Source organism: Paraburkholderia mimosarum LMG 23256 = NBRC 106338 (assembly GCF_000739815.1).
GTDB classification, from domain to species: Bacteria; Pseudomonadota; Gammaproteobacteria; order Burkholderiales; family Burkholderiaceae; genus Paraburkholderia; species Paraburkholderia mimosarum.
Window position 1 is genome coordinate 1 of record NZ_BBJJ01000004.1, and the last position, 18224, is coordinate 18224.

The following is an 18224-nucleotide window of genomic DNA, read 5'->3' on the forward strand; positions in this document are numbered from 1 at the left end:
CATCGTCCCCGCCGGGCTCGGCACCGACACCGGGGGCTCCACGCGCATTCCCGCCGCGCTGTGCGGCATTGTCGGCTTGCGCCCGAGCGTCGGCGACGGCGGCACGCAGCGCCGCTATCACGACCCGCAGGCCGTCGTGCCGATCAGCCACACGCGCGACACGGTCGGGCCGATGGCGCGAACCGTAGCCGATGTGGCGCTGCTCGACGCGGTGATCACGGGGCACGGGCCGCTCGCGCAAGCCCCCGTGGCGAATCTGCGCATTGGATTGCCCGCGCCCTTGTGGGAAGGTCTCGAAGCCGCGCTCGAAGAGGTGGCGCGCGCCGCGCTCGCGAAACTCGCAGCCGCGGGCGTCACGCTCGTGCCGGTCGAGATGAGCGAACTGCTCGCGCTCAATGAGCGCGTAAGCTACGCGCTCGCGCTGCATGAGCCGATAGACGATCTCGAAGCGTGGCTCGTTGCCAACAACGCGCCGGTGCGAACCGTGGCCGACGTTGCTGCGCGCATTGCCAGCCCTGACGTGCGCGCCGCCTACGACGCCGTGCTCGCGGATGCGCGCGGCGGCGACTATCACGCCGCGATGACGGTATGGCGGCCGCGACTCCAGCAGTGCTATGCGCAGACGTTCGCGGCCAGCGGTCTCGACGCCCTGCTCTTTCCCACCACGCGGCTCGCCGCCGTGCCGATCGACGAGCTGAACGGCTCGTCGCGCGTATCGATCGACGGCGCGGCTCCCATCGACGAGATGCAAGCGTATCTGCGCAACACCGACCCCGCGAGCAACGCCGGCATTCCGGGCCTCGCGCTGCCGGCGGGTCTCGTCCATGGGCGGCTGCCGGTCGGGCTCGAACTCGACGGGCCGTCCGGCGGCGATCGCAGGCTGCTCGCGATCGGCCTCGCGTTCGAAGCGATACTGGGGTCGCTGCCTGCGCCGGAGATTTGAGCGAAATCGCGGCGCCATCGTCTCCTCGTCGGGTCGATACCCGATGCATAGCGCTCCTCACTAACGCCCATCGCAGGGGTCTCATCCTGCGACATATGCGCGCACTGCGCCACGCATTCCCGCGCCGGCTGCCTGTTCTTGTCCCGCATCAGTGGGCCGTTGGCGCATTTGCCGCCACCGGCGTCGTCCTGTCGGTACAATGAGAACGGTTCTCATTCGTTCGTAGCCACTCCAAATCAAGATGATGCGCCTGACCGATCTGTCCAAAGGAGCGACCGCCCTCGTGGAGCGAGTCGAGGATATCCATGCGCCCGACCCGATCGCGCAGCGGCTGCGCGATCTGGGCTTCGTTCCCGGTGAGCCTCTGCGCGTGGTTGCGCTCGCACCGTGGGGCGCGGATCCGTTGCTCGTGCAAATCGGCTCGACCCGCTTTGCGTTGCGCCGCGCGGAAGCGCAACGCGTGAGCGTGTCGATCCAGCCAGGCGCGGAGTCCGCGCAATGAGCCATTCCGTCGCTCCGCTTCGCGTGGCCCTCGTCGGCAATCCCAACTGCGGCAAGACCGCGCTCTTCAACCTGCTGACCGGCGCGCGCCAGAAGGTCGCGAACTATGCGGGTGTGACCGTCGAGCGCAAGGAAGGCCGCTTCGCCACGCCCTCGGGCCGCCGCGTGCGATTGCTCGATCTGCCCGGCGCCTACAGCCTCGAATCGACCAGTCCGGACGAGCGCGTCACGCGCGACGTGCTGCTCGGCCGCTATCCGGGCGAAGCCGCGCCGGACCTGATCGTCTGCGTGGCCGACGCGACGAATCTGCGCCTGCACCTGCGCTTTGTCCTGGAAGTGCGGCGCATGGGCCGCCCCATCGTCCTCGCGCTGAACATGATGGACGCCGCGAAACGCCGCGGCATCGAAGTGGATGTGGCCGAGCTTGCGCGCCAACTCGGCATGCCCGTTGTAGAAACGGTGGCCGTGCGGCGCGGCGGCGCACAGGCGCTCATCGAACTGATCGATCGCACGACCATGGATGTGCCGCGAACGCCTCCGCTGCGCGCGGTGCCGGGCGACGATCTGCATGGCACGGTGCGCGAAATTCTCGCGGGCGCGGTGACGATGCCGCGCGCCACCGACGCCCGCGACGACGCCATCGACCGCTTCGCGCTGCACCCCGTGCTCGGCCCGCTGATTCTCGCGTTCGTGATGTTTCTGGTGTTTCAGGCCGTGTACCTGGTCGGCAAGCCGCTCACCGACGCCATCGGCAACGGTTTCGCCTGGCTCGGCGCGTTGGCCGGCGCGGCGCTGCCCGATGGCCCGCTGCGCAGCCTCGTCACCGACGCGCTGTTCGGCGGCGTAGGCACCGTGCTCGGCTTTCTGCCCGAGATTCTCGTGCTGTTCTTCTTCATTCTCGTGCTGGAGGAATCGGGCTATCTGCCGCGCGCGGCCTTCCTGCTGGACCGCATGATGGTGGCCGTCGGCCTCACGGGGCGCTCGTTCATTCCACTGCTCTCCAGCTTCGCGTGCGCGATTCCGGGCGTGATGGGCACGCGCAGCATCTCCGACCCGCGCGACCGGCTTGCCACGATCCTCGTCGCGCCGCTCATGACCTGTTCGGCGCGGCTGCCGGTTTATGCACTGCTGATCGGCGCGTTCATTCCGCACCGCGTGATCTTCGGCGTGTTCAACCTGCAAGGGCTCGTGCTTTTCGCGCTCTACGCCGCCGGCATTGCGGGCGCGATGGCCGTCGGCTGGGTCATGAAGAAACTGCGCCGCGACAGGCGCGAGCACGCGCTGCTCATGGAGCTGCCTTCGTACCGGCTGCCGCGCGCACGCGACGTCGCCATCGGCCTGTGGGAGCGCGGCGCGATCTTTCTCAAGCGCCTCACCGGCATCATCCTCGCGCTCACGGTGCTGATGTGGTTCATCTCCACGTTTCCATCGCCGCCCGAAGGCGCGACGCTGCCCGCCATCGATTACTCCATCGCCGGCTATCTGGGCCGCGCGCTGCAATGGCCGTTCGCGCCGCTCGGCTTCAACTGGCAGATGAGCCTTTCGCTGATCCCCGCTTTCGCCGCGCGCGAAACGGCCGTGGCCGCCCTCGCCACCGTCTACTCGGTGGCGGGCGGCGACGCCGACATCACCGCGCTCGGTCACACGCTCGCGCAGAACTTCTCGCTCGCGAGCGCGCTCTCGCTGATGGTGTGGTTCGCGTTCGCGCCGCAATGCATGTCCACTCTCGCTGTCATTCGCCGCGAAACGCGCTCGTGGCGCGCGGTCACCCTTTCTTTCGGCTACATGTTCGTCGTGGCTTACGCTGCGTCCTTCGTCACGTATCAGATCGCAAGGCACTTCGTATGAACGCCGGACTCGTTGCGCAATATGCGGTGATTGGGCTCCTCGTAGCCGCGAGCTTGGTCCATACGCTGCGCAAGATCGCCCCAGCAACGGCAACGCGCGCCCAGGCCGCGCTGTCCGCCGCGCTGCTGCGCCCGCAGCGCGGCGCGTTCGCGCAGCGGCTCGGCCGCTTCGTGCAGCCGAGGAGCGCGACCGGCGATTGCGGCGACGGCTGCGGCACGTGCACGACATGCAGCCCGGCGCCAGCTGCCGCCGACGCATCGAACGCGCAGCCGGTCACGTTTCATCCGCGCCGAAAGTAAATCAGCAGCCGCATCGCTCGGGAAACCGTCACGGCCGGTGCGCTACACTGCGCTACTCCACCCAGCCGCGACGCGTGCAGGCTTCGCACGTAGGCGCGTTCGAAGGAACGAACCCCGACACCTTGCACCGATGCGATCGTTGCCCTTTGCCCCTTTCACGCGGATGTCCAGGCTCGCCGTAGCCACGGCGGCGATCGTTGCGCTCGCCACGACCGGTGCCTGCGTGCGCCTCTCTGCGGTCGATTCCAACGGCCTCTGGAAAGTCGTGGGCGGGCAGTGCGTGCCGAACATGCGAGACAAGGGAAAGCCCGGGCCCTGCACGACCGTCGATTTCCAGAAACGCTACGCAGTGCTCAAGGATATCGCCGGACGCGCGCAGTACCTCGTGATTCCGACCGACCGCGTGGCCGGTATCGAGAGCCCCGACATTCTCTACGGCGGCGCGCCCGAGTACTGGGTCGGCGCGTGGGCGGCAGGACGCCACGTGGAAGCGAAGCTCGGCAGGCCGCTCGCAGGCAACCAGTTGGGCCTCGAGATCAATTCCTCGCTGCGGCGCACGCAAAATCAGTTGCACATCCACGTCGACTGCATGCGCCCCGACATCACCAAAGCGCTCGCGTCGTACAGCGACATCGCGCCGGGAACGTGGCGATGGACGACGCTCGACGGCTCGCGCTACCGCGTGACGCGCGTGACGAGCCTTGCGGACCGCGACAATCCGTTTCGCGTGGTCGCACGCGACCTCGGCGCGCAGCAGACCATGGGCCAGCAAACGATACTCGTGACAGGCGCTGGCCCCGATGCGCAGCGCGACGGCTGGCTCGTCGTCAATAGCGGGCTCGACGTGGACGATGGCACCGGCACCGCTGAAGGATTGCTCGACCATTCATGCAGCCTCGCGCAAACGCGGGGCGAATCGCAGTAGCCGTCAAGACGCCGGCCTGGCCCCCACTGTCCTCTTCGTTCGCGACGCTCACGAGCCAGCGGAGCGGATCACCTGCTCCTCTGCGGGCGTGAAGCCTGCGGCCATGCGCGCCTCCAGTTTCTTCACGCGTGCACGGCACTGCTTGAGCAGCGCCCGACCCTCTTCCGTCACGTCGATCTGCTGAATGCGCCCGTGCACCGCGTGCGCGACGCCGCCCGATCGCGCCGCTGCGCTCGAGATTCGCGACGATCACGCTCACGGTCTGCGGCGTGAGCACCGCGAGCCGCGCGAGATCCGCGCCCGAAATGCCGAGATCGGCGAGCACGCGCTCCATGCGCAAACGATGCGCCGCGCCCGCCTGGCGTAGCAGGTAGCCGAAATGTCCCCCTTCGCCGCGCTTGCCCTCGCCTACGTCCGGAACCATGGGGAGCGCGGAGGCCGCAAACTTGCACCATTTCTTGCCGTTCCTTTCCCGCACCGGCTTTGTAAGGGCGCAATCGTGGCATCAATGCGTGAACCCCAGTGAATGCGTCGCCGCGATTACATGTCATGTAATTGGCGGCGAGCGCCGCTGCTTCTACTCTTCGGCTGTCGCGCTGCCAAACCGGTAGCGTTAACCCAGGAGCCAGCATGTCCGTCTATCCCCTGCACACCATCGAATCCGCACCCGTGCAATCGCAGCCCGTGCTTCAGGAACTGCAGCGATCGTTCGGCATGGTCCCGAACATCGCGGCGAAAATGTCGAACTCACCCGTGCTGATCAACGCCTTCATCGGCGTGTTCCAGCGGGTACACGCAAGCAGCCTCACCGAGCCGCAGATCCAGACAGTGCTTTTGACCAACGCGGTCACGAACGCATCGGAGTGGCCCGTCGCGTTTCATACAGCGCTCGCGTTGAAGGAAGGCGTGAGCCACGGCGATGTCGATGCGATCCGCCACGCTCGCCTGCCCGAAGACACCGCGCTGGCCGCCTTGTCCGCACTGGCGCGCACCTTGATCGAAAAGCGCGGCCGCCTTTCCGGCCCGGACCAGCAGCGTTTTCTCGAAGCGGGGTTCAGCGCCGAGCAGCTTCTCGAGGTCATCGCGGTGGTTGCCGCGTCGACCATCACGAACTACGCGGCAAGCGTGACACACCCTGCGCTCGAAGCGCAGTTCGAGAAATTCGTCTGGCGTGCGCACGCAGCCTGAATCGGCTACCGTTGTTCATTTCAAGCGGGGAAAACCGATGAACGTCACGCATCGCGAAGCCAAAGCGCCGCAGCATGAGCTTGGCACCTTGCTGCGCTATTGGCGGGACTTGCGTGGCGTGAGTCAGCTGCATCTGTCGCTCGAAGCGGGAGTCTCGCAGCGACAGATCAGCTTCATAGAGAGCGGGCGCAGCGTACCCGGCCGTGACACGCTGCTCACCCTGGCACAGACGCTCGACGTACCGCTGCGCGAGCGCAACGCCCTGCTGCTCGCGGCGGGATACGCTCCCGTGTATTCGGAGGGGCCGTGGAACGCGCAGGACATGCAGCACGTGGTCCGTGCGCTCGAGCGAGTCATCCGCCAGAACGAACCGTTTCCGGCTATCGTCATGGACCGCCACTGGAACGTGCTGATGACCAACGACGCAGCGCGACGCTTCTTCGGCCATTTCATCGACATGGGTGCGCGCGAAGGCCGGCGCAACCTGCTGCATTTGATGTTCGATCCAAAGGGCATGCGTCCATTCCTCGCCGATTGGGAGAATGTCTCGCGCAGCCTGCTGCAGCGCGTGCATCGCGAGGCGGTTGGCCGCGTGATCGACGACGAAACGAGAACGCTGCTCGACGAATTGCTCGCCTGGCCCGACGTGCCGTCCGACTGGAAGGCACATCACGGATCGGCCAGCACGCCGACGATGCCGGTCATTCCACTGAGCTTCGTCTACGAAAGCACCGTGCTTCGCTATTTTTCGATGGTGACGACAGTGGGTACGCCGCAAAACATCGCCGCGCAGGAATTGCGCCTCGAATGCATGTTCCCCGCCGACGATGCTACGGAAGCGCGGCATGGGCAACTGCTCGCGGCGCAAACGAAAGCACGTTGAACGCCGCGACTTTCCCCGCAGGCCTGTCAAGCACGCAAAAAGAAGGCGCTCCATCAAAGCTGGAGCGCCCCAGGGCACAACTGTCACGTCGTTCTTCGGCCGCAGGGAGGCCAACGAGAACTCCCCAAGGCTGCGCTCAAGCCAGCTTCAGGCGGCTTCGAGCACCAGCAGTTGCGCGCCGTCGGTCACCTGGTCGCCCACGCCATACAATACTTCGGTAACCTTACCAGCCGTCGGCGCGCCAATGGTGTGCTCCATCTTCATCGCCTCCATGACGATGAGCGGCGCGCCTTTCTCGACCACGGCACCAGGCTCTACCAGCACCGCGATCACCTTGCCCGGCATGGGCGCGGTCAGGCGGCCTTCGCCGTGCTCCGCATCGGCGGCGTGCGCGAGCAGGTTCTGCCACTCGAACGCCATTGCCGTGCCGAGGCAAAACACATGGAACACGTCGCCGTCGACGAACACGCGCCCGGTCACGCGACGCTCGCCGATCGTCACGCCGTATTCGTCCGGGCTTTCGCCGCGCCACCACGTATAACGCGCTTCGTGTCCCGCATAACCGAGTGACTGCTCTGCGCCGTCATGCGTATGCGCCACCGTGAACGCGGTGTCACCATCGAAATCGCGCCACGTGAGCGATTGTGCGAAGCCGCTGTTCAAGCGCCAATGCGAAAGCGACTGCCACGGCGACGCGCTACTTGCGGCCGCGCCTTCGCGGCCGAGCAACGCCGCGCACGCCAGCGCGAGCGCTTCACGCACCGGCTTCTGGCGCGGGGCGAACAGCGCGTCGTGGTTCCGCTCGATCATGCCCGTATCGAGATCGGCGTTCGCGAACGGCTCGCAGGCCACGAGCCGGTGCAGGAATTCGACGTTCGTATGCGGCCCCACTACTTCGCAGGCTTCGAGCGCGCGCTTCATGCGCGCGAGCGCGTCCTCGCGCGTCGCGCCGTGCACGATCAGCTTGGCGATCATTGGATCGTAAAACGGCGTGATCGTGTCGCCTTCGCGCACGCCGCTGTCGACGCGCACATGCGCGCGCTGGCCCGCCTCGCCGATCCGGAACTCGACGCCTTCAGGCATGCGCAGATGCTTGAGCGTGCCGGTGGAGGGCAGGAAGCCGCGCGCCGGGTTTTCCGCGTAGATACGCGCTTCCAGCGCATGGCCTGTGATGGCCAGCTGCGATTGTTCGAGCGGCAGCGGTTCGCCCGCGGCCACGCGCAACTGCCATTCGACGAGATCGAGGCCCGTGACCATTTCCGTCACGGGGTGCTCGACCTGCAAGCGCGTGTTCATCTCCATGAAGTAGAAGTCCGCGCCCGTCATGATGAACTCGACGGTGCCCGCGCCGACGTAGCGCACCGCGCGCGCCGCGGCCACGGCTGCTTCGCCCATCGCGCGGCGCACCTTGTCTTCCAGGCCCGGTGCGGGCGCCTCTTCGAGCACTTTCTGGTGACGGCGCTGGACCGAGCAGTCGCGGTCGAACAGGTAGACCGCCCCGCCATGCTGGTCGGCAAACACCTGGACCTCCACGTGGCGCGGCCGCGTGAGGTACTTTTCGATCAGCACGCGGTCGTTGCCGAAGCTGCTCGCCGCCTCGCGCTTGCACGAGGCGAGCGCCGCCGCAAAGTCCTCGCTGCGCTCGACCACGCGCATGCCCTTGCCGCCGCCGCCCGCGCTCGCCTTGAGCAGCACGGGGTAGCCCATCGCATCGGCTTCGCGCTGCAGGAGCGCCGCGTTCTGCTCGTCGCCGTGATAGCCCGGCACGAGCGGTACTGCCGCCGCGTGCATGAGCGCCTTCGCGGCCGCCTTCGAACCCATGGCGGCAATTGCCTCGACCGGCGGTCCGATGAACACGATGCCCGCCGCTTCGCACGCGTGGGCAAAGTCTTCGTTCTCCGAAAGAAAACCGTAGCCCGGGTGAATGGCCTGCGCACCCGTGGCGCGCGCAGCCTCGATGATGCGCTCGATGCGCAGGTAGCTTTGCGCGGCGGCCGCTTCGCCGATATGCACGGCTTCGTCACAGGCCGCGACGTGCTTCGCGTTCGCGTCTGCGTCCGAATACACGGCCACGCTCTTCACGCCGAGCCGCCGGCAGGTCGCCGCAACCCGGCATGCAATTTCGCCCCGGTTGGCGATCAGGATCTTGTTGAACATAGGCTGTCCTCGCTATATCGCTGGGTGGCGTTATTCGGCGCGCCAGCGCGGCGTGCGCTTTTCAAGGAACGACGACACACCGTCGCGCCCTTCCTCGCTCGCGCGAATGCGCGCGATGCGAACGGCGGTGTCCTCGATCAGGGCGTTGTCGATCGTTTGGCCCGCGACGTCCTGCACGAGTTGCTTGCACTCGCGCACGGCATTCGGGCTGTTCGCGCAGAGCGTTTCGGTGATGCGCTGCACGGTTGCGTCGAGTTCCTCCGCGCCAACGGCTTCACTGACGAGGCCGAGCCGAAGTGCGGTCGCACAGTCGAACGCTTCGGCCGTGACGAAGTAACGGCGCGACGCCTGCTCACCGAGCGCGCGGATCACGTACGGTGCGATCGTGGCGGGCATGAGCCCGAGGCGCGCCTCGGAAAGGCAGAAGTGCGCGTTTTCCACGGCCACCACGATGTCCGCGGCACACACGAGCCCCATGCCGCCCGCGTAGACGTCGCCATGCACGCGCGCGACGACAGGCTTCGGGCAGCGATAGACGGCCGAGAGCATCTGCGCGAGACGCAATGCGTCCGCGCGATTTTCCTCATCGGAGTAACCGGCCATTTTGCGCATCCAGTTCAGGTCTGCGCCCGCACAAAAGGCCTTGCCGTTGCCGGCGAGCACGATCGCACGCACGTCGTCGCGCGCGCCGAGCGCCGTGAACGCAGCCCTGATGTCCGCGATCATCGCTTCATTGAACGCGTTGCGCACTTCTGGCCGATTGAGCGTGACCGTCGCCACATGGCCGACGATGTCTACCGCAAGCGTTTCGTATTCCATACGTGTATCTCCTCGCGATCCGGCGTCACATGCGGAACACGCCGAAGCGCGTATCGTCGATCGGCGCGTTCATCGTCGCCGAAAGACCCAGGCCAAGCACGTCGCGCGTTTGCGCCGGGTCGATCACGCCGTCGTCCCACAGGCGCGCGCTAGCGTAGTACGGATGGCCCTGACGCTCGTATTGATCGCGAATCGGCTGCTTGAACGCGTCTTCTTCTTCGGCGCTCCAGCTGCCGCCCTTCGCCTCGATCCCATCGCGGCGCACCGTGGCGAGCACGGACGCGGCCTGCTCGCCGCCCATCACCGAAATGCGCGCGTTCGGCCACATCCAGAGAAAGCGCGGCGAATACGCGCGACCGCACATGCCGTAATTGCCGGCGCCAAACGAGCCGCCGATGATGACCGTGAACTTCGGCACCTTCGCCGTCGCCACCGCCGTGACCATCTTCGCTCCGTTGCGCGCAATGCCTTCGTTCTCGTACTTTCGGCCCACCATGAAGCCCGTGATGTTCTGCAGGAACACGAGCGGGATCTTGCGCTGGCAGCACAGCTCGATGAAGTGTGCGCCCTTCAGGGCCGATTCGGAGAACAGAATACCGTTGTTCGCAACGATGCCGACCGGGTGGCCCCAGATGTGCGCGAAGCCCGTCACGAGCGTGGTGCCATAGCGTGCCTTGAATTCGTCGAAAGCCGAGTCGTCGACGATTCGGGCGATCACCTCGCGCACGTCGAAGGGCTTGCGCGTATCCACGGGAATCACGCCGTACAGGCTCTTCGCGTCGTAGCGCGGCGGCAGCGGTTCGCGCAGCGCAACCGGAGGCGTCTTCGTGCGATTGAGGTTGCCGACGATCGAGCGCGCAATGGCCAGCGCGTGCGCATCGTTCTGCGCGAGATGGTCTGCCACGCCCGAAAGGCGCGTATGCACGTCGCCGCCGCCGAGATCTTCGGCGCTCACTTCTTCGCCAGTCGCGGCCTTCACGAGCGGGGGGCCGCCGAGAAAAATCGTGCCCTGGTTCTTCACGATGATCGACTCGTCGCTCATGGCCGGCACGTACGCGCCGCCGGCCGTGCAGGAGCCCATCACCACGGCGATTTGCGGAATACCTTGCGAAGAGAGATTCGCCTGGTTATAGAAGATGCGGCCGAAATGGTCGCGGTCCGGAAACACCTCGTCCTGGTTCGGCAGATTCGCGCCGCCCGAATCGACGAGATACACGCAAGGCAGGTTGTTTTCCTGCGCGATTTCCTGCGCGCGCACGTGCTTCTTCACGGTGACCGGGTAGTACGTGCCACCCTTCACCGTGGCGTCGTTGCAGACGATCACGCACTCCTGGCCCGCGATGCGGCCGATGCCCGTGATGATGCCCGCGCCCGGCGCGTCGTCGTTGTACATGCCATACGCCGCGAGCTGCGATAGCTCCAGAAACGGCGTACCCGGATCGAGCAGTTGCGCGATGCGATCGCGCGGCAGCAGCTTGCCGCGCGAGAGGTGCTTGTCGCGCGCGGCCTCGCCACCGCCCAGCGACAGCTTCTGGATCTTTTCGCGCAGGTCCGCGACGAGCGCTTCGAGCGCCGCGGCATTGGCCTTGAAGTCTTCGGAGCGCGGATTGAGCTTCGATTCGATGACGGGCATCCCGTCCTCCTCTGGCTACACTGAGTTGCTTGGGATTACATCGTTTCGGCGAACAGCTCGCGGCCGATCAGCATACGGCGAATCTCGCTCGTGCCCGCGCCGATTTCGTAGAGCTTCGCGTCACGCCAGAGACGCCCAACCGGATACTCGTTGATATAGCCATTGCCGCCCAGGATCTGAATGGCCTCGCCAGCCATCCACGTGGCCTTTTCGGCGGTGTAGAGAATCACGCCCGCGCAGTCCTTGCGCACCTGGCGCACGTGGTCCTTGCCAAGCGTATCGAGCTGGCGGCCCACAGCGTAGAGATACGCGCGGCACGCCTGGAAGGTCGTGTAGAGGTCGGCCACCTTGCCCTGAATGAGCTGGAACTCGCCGATGGCCTGGCCGAACTGCTTGCGGTCGTGGATATACGGCACGACGGCGTCCATGACCGCGGCCATGATGCCGGTGGGCCCGCCCGCCAGCACGGCGCGCTCGTAGTCGAGCCCGCTCATCAGCACCTTCACGCCGCCGTTGAGCTGGCCGAGGATGTTCTCTTCGGGCACCTCGACATCCTGAAACACCAGCTCGCCCGTATGCGAGCCGCGCATGCCGAGCTTGTCGAGCTTCTGCGCAACCGAAAAGCCCTTCATGCCCTTCTCGACGATGAACGCCGTAATGCCGCGCGGGCCCGCTTCGGGATCGGTCTTCGCGTACACGACCAGCGTGTCGCAGTCAGGGCCGTTGGTGATCCACATCTTCGTGCCGTTGAGCACATAGCGCTCGCCCTTCTTCTCGGCGCGCAGCTTCATGCTCACGACATCGGAGCCTGCGTTCGGCTCGCTCATGGCGAGCGCGCCGATGTGCTCGCCGGAAACGAGCTTCGGCAGGTACTTGCGCTTCTGCGCCTCGGTGCCGTTGCGGTGGATCTGGTTCACGCACAGGTTCGAATGCGCGCCGTAGGAGAGCCCCACCGAGGCGGAAGCACGCGAAATCTCCTCCATCGCGACCATATGCGCCGTGTAGCCCATGTTCGCGCCGCCGTACTCCTCCGAGACCGTCATGCCGAGCACGCCCAGGTCGCCGAACTTGCGCCACAGGTCCATCGGGAACTGGTCGGTGCGGTCGATCTCGCCCGCGCGCGGCGCGATTTCCTTCGCCGCGAAGCTGGCGATGCTGTCGCGCAGCATTTCGACCTCTTCGCCGAGCGGGAACTGCAAACCAGGTACGTTGCTCATGTTTGTCTCCAGGATTTCGTCGAACCGGGCCGTGCTTCGCCCCATGGACGCCCATTTCACGCCAGATTTACGTTAACGTCAATAGGTATTTCTGAGTGACACTCAACTTGTCACATGGATGAAATCTCCTTGTCCGGCGTTGGTTCTTTCGCAGATAATCGAGTTCAATCCGACGTAAACTGAATAACCCTCAACATGCAAGCCCCCGCCCCGAAAAGTGCCCTGCCCGCGTCGCGCCGCCAGCCGGCGGGCCGCAAGTCGCAGCAGCGCGTGCGTGAGATCCTGCAGGCGGGGCGCGAAGTGTTCTCGGAAAAGGGATACGCGCGCGCCACCACGGCCGAGATCGCCCAGCGTCTTGGCGTGTCCGAGGCGACGGTGTTCAGCTACTTTCGCGGCAAGCGGGAGTTGTGCGCGCGGGTGATCGGCGACTGGTATGACGAATCCATCGCCGCAATCGAAGGCGGCTTGCCGCGCGACGGCACGGTACGCCAGCAGTTCGCCTTCATCGTGCGCATGCATCTGCAGTTGATGCTGGAGAGCGGCACCGGGATCTGCGAACTGGTGCTCTCGGAAGGCCGCACGCGCCACCACGATCTGAGCGAAGCGCTCATGGAAATGCAGCGCCGCTACACCGCGCCGCTCATGCGCGTGCTCGCGCGCGGCCAGGAAAGCGGGCAGATCCGCAACGACCTGCCGCTGCGCCTGCTGCGTTCGCTGGTGTTCGGGCCGATGGAGCACGTGCTGTGGGATGCGACGCTCGCCAACCGCCGCACCGACATCGACGCCACGGCGGAGCGCCTCGTGGACGCGCTGTGGTCGGCACTGCAGCCGCCCAACCTCGAACTCGCGGCGCTCGCGCAGTTCAGCCAGGACGTGGGCGAAGCGATGCGCCGGCTCGAGCGCGAACGCTCGGCGCGCTAGCGGCCGGAGCGGGCGATCGGTCCGCCGCTTGCTCCGCCGCGCGTGAAGACCTGCGGCAATTCGAGCGGAACCGCGTCATCGATCATTACGGTCATAACGACCAGGTCAACCATCGACGATGGGCAAGGAACCGGTGTTTTTCGCGCGCTGCCGCCTAATAATTAGACATCCGAATCTAACTGCCGCCCTGTGGTTCGAACGGCGCAACCTCCAGTCTTGCCGCCGATGTCCAATTATTACGGCGCGCACCGCCGGCGCAGGCAGGCAATGAAGCGGGGTTTTTCGTCGTTTGCGCCCCAGTTCGATCCCAAAGCAAGCCGTTGCCGCAGGTACGCACGCCGGCCGGCTTTTCGCGTCCGCGCAGCTCCGCGCGGTCCTGTAACAACTGGAAAAATCAGCGCGATCTGCGTAATTGCATTGGCGGCAACGATGTCTTAGCGTTCAATAACAGGCTGGCGTGCGCCGTTGCCCCAGCACGCTCATTTCTGGAGATCGTGTGTGAGCAGGTCTAAAGTGTTACTCGGGGTCGCCGTGGCCGCGCTCCTCGGCGTGGGTGGCGTCGCGCATGCAGGGCACGTCGGCGTGTTCATCGGCGGCAGCGTGCCGTATTACTACCCAGTTGCGCCCGCGCCCTACTATTACGGCCCGGCGCCCGTCGTCGTCGCACCGGGTCCGTTCGAAGGGCCCGATTACATCGAGCAGGCTCAGCCGCAAGCCGGCGCGCCAACAACGAATCCGCAGGGGCCCGGCAACGAGATGGAGGCCCAGCAGCCAAACAGCGACACCTGGTATTACTGCGACGACTCGAAAACCTACTATCCGTATGTAAAGGAATGCTCGTCGGGCTGGCGCGCGGTTCCGGCCCAGCCGGCGCCTTCGAACTGACACCTTGATCAAATCGAGCCGCACATGAAATACACCTATTTCTCGCTACTCGCGACCGCGGGGCTGCTGAGTGCATGCGCCGTGACCCCCACGGGGCCGAGCGTCATGGCGCTGCCGGGCACCGGCAAGACCTTCGACCAGTTCCGCGCCGACGACGCCAACTGCCGCCAGTTCGCCTTCCAGCAGGTGGGCGGCGTCACATCGAACCAGGCGGCGACCGGCGCCGGCGTGGGCAGCGCCGTGCTCGGCACGGCCCTCGGCGCAGCCGCGGGCGCCGCGTTCGGCGGCAGCCATGGCGCGGCCATTGGCGCAGGCGCGGGCCTGCTCACGGGTAGCGCGGTAGGCATGGGCAGCTCACAGGGCTCCGCGTGGGAAGTGCAGCGCCGTTACGACTACGCCTATCTGCAGTGCATGTACGCAATGGGCAACCGCATTCCGGCACCGGGCAACATGACGATGTCGCAACCCCAGCAGTTCCAGGCGCCGCAGCAGCAGTTCCAGACAGCGCCACAGCAGCACTACCTGCCGCCGCCGCCCCCTGGATCGCCGCCTCCGCCCAACGCATACTGAAGGGCAGAAAAAGCTAACGCGCGCTTCGCCTTTTGGCGAGCGCGCGTTTTTCTTTGCATTCCCGATTATTTTGCTCAGCGAGCCTCGTTCAATTCGAGCGTACTACCGTTCCACACCACGCGGCGAGTTTCACCCGTTTGCGGATCGATGAGCGTCATCTGCTGCGCCGCGTGCACGGGATCAGGCTTCGCATCGCCGTCCGCTCCGGACCTGGCTTCGAGCAGCGGCTGCAACACCGGCGCGAGCGACTTGAGCAGTTGCACGGACAACGCGCTCGTGAACGTATAGCGCGCCGCATACGGCTCATGCACCCATGCGGTGAGCGTGCCGTAGAAGCGATTGCCGATCACGAACACGAAGGTCGCGCTCCGGTTCACCTTGCGCGATTCGATCAAACGCGCACCCCGCGCATAGACGTTGAAGCGCTGATCGCCGGTGCCGGTCTTGCCGTAGACGGGCAGCGTCTTGCCATCCGGGAGCGTCATGCCCTCGGCGAGGCGCTTGGCCGTGCCGCCCTCCACCACCGAAGTCAGCAGCTCGCGCACCACTGTCGAGATCTCCGGCGAGACCAATGGCTGCGGCGCCGTGGACGCGTGGACGAAGTGCGTCTCGTAGGGCGTGCCGCGCGCGAAGTCGAGCGATTCGAAGCTGTGCGTCGGCAGCTTTTGGCCGTTGCTGGCGATGAGCCCGATGAGCTGCGCGAGCGCGGCGGGCCGGTCGCCCGATGCGCCGATCGCCGCGCCAAACGAAGGCGTGATGCTTTCGAACGGATAGCCGAGCGAGCGCCATGACCTGCCGATCGCGTCATACGCGCGCAGCTCGATCATGCGGCGGATGCGCCGGTTCTGCGTGCCGTAATACTTCGTCTTGAAGAGCCACTTGTAGGTGTAGAGGCGCGTGTCGCGGCTCTCTTGCTGAACCTGGGCAAGCGTCGCATCAGGGTGCGTGCGCAAGTAATTCAGCAGCCAAAGCTCCAACGGATGAATGCCCGCGATATAGCCGCGATCGTTGAGGTTGAATTTGTCGATCGCGTACTTCTCGTAGTAGCGCGCGAGGTCTTCGTCGTCGAGCCACTCGAACTTCGTATGCTTGAGTTGCGCGCGCATCTGTGCGTTGAACCAGGCCTGCGAGCCAGTGGGGTTCACGCTGCGCAGCACGGTGGCAATGCGCGCCGGGCCCTTGCGCGTACGCTGGACCAGGAGCGCGAGCGCTTCGTCGTTGCTCTGGCCCGCGTAGCGCGTGTAGAAGCGCTTCATGTAGACCTGGCTTTCGCCGTCCGCGAACTGCGTGAGAAAGCGGTTGCGCACTGCCGGATCGTCGAGCCATTGCGCGGGCGCCCCCGATGTCTGGATCATCTCGTAGTGGACGATATCGCGCATGAGCCGCACGAACACGAGATTGACCGAATGCTGGAACGCGCGGTGCACCGTGAGAATCTGCGAATTGTCGCTCGACTCGAAATTATTGAAGCTTTGCGCGCCGCCGCCCGTGTAGAACGTCTCGCCCGGGCTGGCCGAATATTTGCGCTCCACGGCCGCCTCGAGCATCGAATGGAGCGAGCGGTCGGAGGTCTTCGAAAGATAGTCGATCGCCCAGCGCGTGAGCGCGTCGCTCGGATCGACCTGCGGCAGCATCGCGCGCAGCGACTTCGCATCGTCGGCCGCGTACCGGTCGTGCAGCGCGCTCACGATCTGCAGATAGGTCACGAGCGTACGCAGCTTGGCAGTCGACCCCAGGTTCAGGCGGGCCCCCGAATTGATGTCGAACGGCTGGTTCACGCTGTCGGTTTGCACGCGAACGAGGTTCTCGCCGTGGCTGCGCTCGAACAGCGTGAAGCTATACGCGATCTTCGAAGGATCGTCGGACGGACGCAGCATCTCGAAGCCGACGAGTCCCGCCTGGCGCGCACCGTCTTTCGTCGCGGCATCGGCGAGACGTTCGCTGACGGCCTGCTGCACGCTGTCGACCAGCGTGGCCGTGGCGGTGAGATCGAGGCGGTCGAGGTCGTAGAGCGTCTTCAGCCCCAGTGCCTGCATCAACTGGGTGCGCAGCGTCAGCACGGCCTTGCGCTCGACGAAGGAAACCGGCGCGCGCTGCGACGGCTTGGAGCGGTCGAGCGTGAGCTGCGTGGCGAGCGCGGCGTCGCGCAGTGCCGGCGTGATCACGCCGCCAGCGCCGAGCAGGCGCAGATAGCTGTCGGTGAGCTTCGAGAGTGCGTCATTGTTCTTTTGCAGGAAATACGTAGGGGCCCGCTGCGCGATGAGGAGCGAGAGCACCTGGCGGAACGCCAGCCCCTGTTCGTCCAGCGCTTCGGGCGAAAGCGGCGCGCGCAGGATGCGATTGACCTCGCGGAAGTCGCGGCCGTACCAGGCGGCGAGCCCATCGCCGAGACCGTTGACTTCGCCCACGCCCGGCTTGGCGGCGAGCGGCACCGAGTTCAGGTAGTGCACGAGAATCTGCTGGCGCGCGGGCATGGTCTGCGGGCCATCGAGATAGGCGCGCAGCGAAGCCGAGGCGATCTGGCGCAGCTTCTCCGGCGGCGTGGCGGTGCGGCCGCCGGACGAGTGCCGGAACTTCTCGATTTGCGTGGCGAGCGTGCTGCCGCCGGGCGTCTGCTGATGTCGGTTCACGAGCCGCGCGCCCTGATCGACGAGCGCGCGGCTAAACCGTCCCCAGTCGATGGCCGGGTTTCGGTTGGGCTGGTCCTGGGCCAGCAGGTATTTGTCTTCGATGAAGAGCAGCGAATCGCGCACGACAGGCGGCACGGCGTCGAAATTCTCGTAGACGCGCTGCGGATAACGCGTATGGAAAAGCGTCGCGCCGGATGCGTCGTGCAGCACGATTCCGGCCTGATCCTTTTCCCCGAAGGGCAGGAAAAGTCCCTGGTCGGCGACCGCGATCATGCGATCGGAATCGCGCGCCTGCGCGGAGATCGCAAAGCCGCGTTGCGCGAGCCGATTTTCGAAAGTAGGCAATTGCGCATAGCCGAGCCGCACGTCGTACGGCCCGTTCGTGGTCGGAAAGCGGATGCTGTGGCTCGGTCCGTTTTCCACGGTAAAGCCAATGTCACGCGTGAGTTCGGATAAATAGCGTGCTTGCAGGCGCGAAGTCTCGATTTCGATCTGGACTACGCGCGCGATGATGACGAGGGCGGCCAGCAACGCGACGACGAATCCCCACTTGACCCACCGGAAAAATGAGCCGGCGCCTGCGGCGCGAACGGGAAAGCGTACCGATGGGCGATTCATACGTATTCTCCTGACGTCAACGTCAGATTTGCAGACGGCACCCTTCAGATAGTCTATCTCGCTCCGTACGTTCTTGCGTGCCACTATTTAGCGCTACGCCCGCGCGTCGCACTGCCGCAACAGGCATGCCCAGTGCGTGACAGTTTTGCGGCATTTTTCATCCTCGCGGTTTGATGGCCGATGCGGC

At 65.7% G+C, this 18224-nt stretch carries 17 protein-coding genes; 11 read left to right on the top strand and 6 right to left on the bottom strand.

From position 1 onward, the window contains the following. From BMI01S_RS04090 to BMI01S_RS04110, 5 genes are all read left to right on the top strand, one after another. A partial coding sequence (locus BMI01S_RS04090) for an amidase family protein (RefSeq protein ID WP_042288415.1) occupies window positions 1-943 on the top strand: 943 nt, incomplete at its 5' end. Between the two features lie 241 nt (window positions 944-1184). After that, window positions 1185-1445 (top strand): FeoA family protein, encoded by a 261-nt coding sequence (locus BMI01S_RS04095; protein WP_238327592.1) that lies wholly within the window; start codon window positions 1185-1187, stop codon window positions 1443-1445. Beyond that, entirely contained in the window at window positions 1442-3292 is a 1851-nt protein-coding gene (gene feoB / locus BMI01S_RS04100) for a ferrous iron transporter B (protein WP_028230675.1), read from the top strand. The genes BMI01S_RS04095 and feoB overlap by 4 nt, the downstream gene beginning before the upstream one ends. Then, window positions 3289-3591 carry a DUF6587 family protein gene (locus tag BMI01S_RS04105; RefSeq protein ID WP_028230676.1) on the top strand — a complete coding sequence of 101 codons (303 nt, stop codon included), beginning with the start codon at window positions 3289-3291 and terminating at the stop codon, window positions 3589-3591. The genes feoB and BMI01S_RS04105 overlap by 4 nt, the downstream gene beginning before the upstream one ends. Window positions 3592-3754: 163 nt before the next feature. Then, entirely contained in the window at window positions 3755-4516 is a 762-nt protein-coding gene (locus tag BMI01S_RS04110) for a CDP-diacylglycerol diphosphatase (protein WP_244884645.1), read from the top strand. 48 nt (window positions 4517-4564) lie between these two features. Here BMI01S_RS04110 and BMI01S_RS44005 read toward each other — a convergent pair whose 3' ends face one another. After that, entirely contained in the window at window positions 4565-4687 is a 123-nt protein-coding gene (locus tag BMI01S_RS44005) for a hypothetical protein (RefSeq protein ID WP_407668978.1), read from the bottom strand. Window positions 4688-4700: 13 nt separating this feature from the next. Here BMI01S_RS44005 and BMI01S_RS44010 point away from each other — a divergent pair, with 13 nt between their 5' ends. The 3 genes from BMI01S_RS44010 (at window position 4701) to BMI01S_RS04125 (ending at window position 6587) form a co-directional block, all read left to right on the top strand. Next, on the top strand, window positions 4701-4883 hold the full coding sequence (locus BMI01S_RS44010) for a hypothetical protein (RefSeq protein WP_028230678.1): 183 nt from the start codon (window positions 4701-4703) through the stop codon (window positions 4881-4883). Between the two features lie 263 nt (window positions 4884-5146). After that, the gene (locus BMI01S_RS04120) at window positions 5147-5704 is read left to right on the top strand and encodes a carboxymuconolactone decarboxylase family protein (protein WP_028209677.1); all 558 of its coding nucleotides are present in this window, start codon (window positions 5147-5149) and stop codon (window positions 5702-5704) included. A gap of 37 nt (window positions 5705-5741) precedes the next feature. Then, window positions 5742-6587, top strand: coding sequence for a helix-turn-helix domain-containing protein (locus BMI01S_RS04125; RefSeq protein WP_028230679.1), 846 nt, complete (start codon window positions 5742-5744; stop codon window positions 6585-6587). 147 nt (window positions 6588-6734) lie between these two features. Here the strand turns inward: BMI01S_RS04125 and BMI01S_RS04130 are convergent, their stop codons facing one another. From BMI01S_RS04130 to BMI01S_RS04145, 4 genes are read right to left on the bottom strand one after another with little or no spacing between them, the layout of a single operon-like run. Then, on the bottom strand, window positions 6735-8744 hold the full coding sequence (locus BMI01S_RS04130) for an acetyl/propionyl/methylcrotonyl-CoA carboxylase subunit alpha (RefSeq protein ID WP_028230680.1): 2010 nt from the start codon (window positions 8742-8744) through the stop codon (window positions 6735-6737). A 30-nt stretch (window positions 8745-8774) separates the two neighbouring features. Beyond that, window positions 8775-9563, bottom strand: coding sequence for an enoyl-CoA hydratase/isomerase family protein (locus tag BMI01S_RS04135; RefSeq protein ID WP_028230681.1), 789 nt, complete (start codon window positions 9561-9563; stop codon window positions 8775-8777). Window positions 9564-9588: 25 nt separating this feature from the next. Continuing rightward, on the bottom strand, window positions 9589-11196 hold the full coding sequence (locus BMI01S_RS04140; protein ID WP_028230682.1) for a carboxyl transferase domain-containing protein: 1608 nt from the start codon (window positions 11194-11196) through the stop codon (window positions 9589-9591). A 35-nt stretch (window positions 11197-11231) separates the two neighbouring features. Then, complete coding sequence (locus BMI01S_RS04145; protein ID WP_028209682.1) at window positions 11232-12413, bottom strand: isovaleryl-CoA dehydrogenase; 1182 nt, start codon at window positions 12411-12413, stop codon at window positions 11232-11234. A gap of 195 nt (window positions 12414-12608) precedes the next feature. On the opposite strand from BMI01S_RS04145, the gene BMI01S_RS04150 reads away from it, so the two are divergent. The 3 genes from BMI01S_RS04150 to BMI01S_RS04160 all read left to right on the top strand — a co-directional run bounded on the left by BMI01S_RS04150 (window position 12609) and on the right by BMI01S_RS04160 (window position 14789). Beyond that, window positions 12609-13334 carry a TetR/AcrR family transcriptional regulator gene (locus BMI01S_RS04150; RefSeq protein WP_028230683.1) on the top strand — a complete coding sequence of 242 codons (726 nt, stop codon included), beginning with the start codon at window positions 12609-12611 and terminating at the stop codon, window positions 13332-13334. Window positions 13335-13832: 498 nt separating this feature from the next. Then, window positions 13833-14219, top strand: a complete 387-nt coding sequence (locus BMI01S_RS04155) for a hypothetical protein (RefSeq protein WP_028230684.1) — start codon at window positions 13833-13835, stop codon at window positions 14217-14219. Between the two features lie 24 nt (window positions 14220-14243). Beyond that, complete coding sequence (locus BMI01S_RS04160; protein ID WP_028209685.1) at window positions 14244-14789, top strand: glycine zipper family protein; 546 nt, start codon at window positions 14244-14246, stop codon at window positions 14787-14789. A 74-nt stretch (window positions 14790-14863) separates the two neighbouring features. On the opposite strand, the gene BMI01S_RS04165 is transcribed toward BMI01S_RS04160, so the two are convergent. Then, the gene (locus BMI01S_RS04165; protein ID WP_081723383.1) at window positions 14864-18037 is read right to left on the bottom strand and encodes a transglycosylase domain-containing protein; all 3174 of its coding nucleotides are present in this window, start codon (window positions 18035-18037) and stop codon (window positions 14864-14866) included. Window positions 18038-18224: the final 187 nt, after the last annotated feature.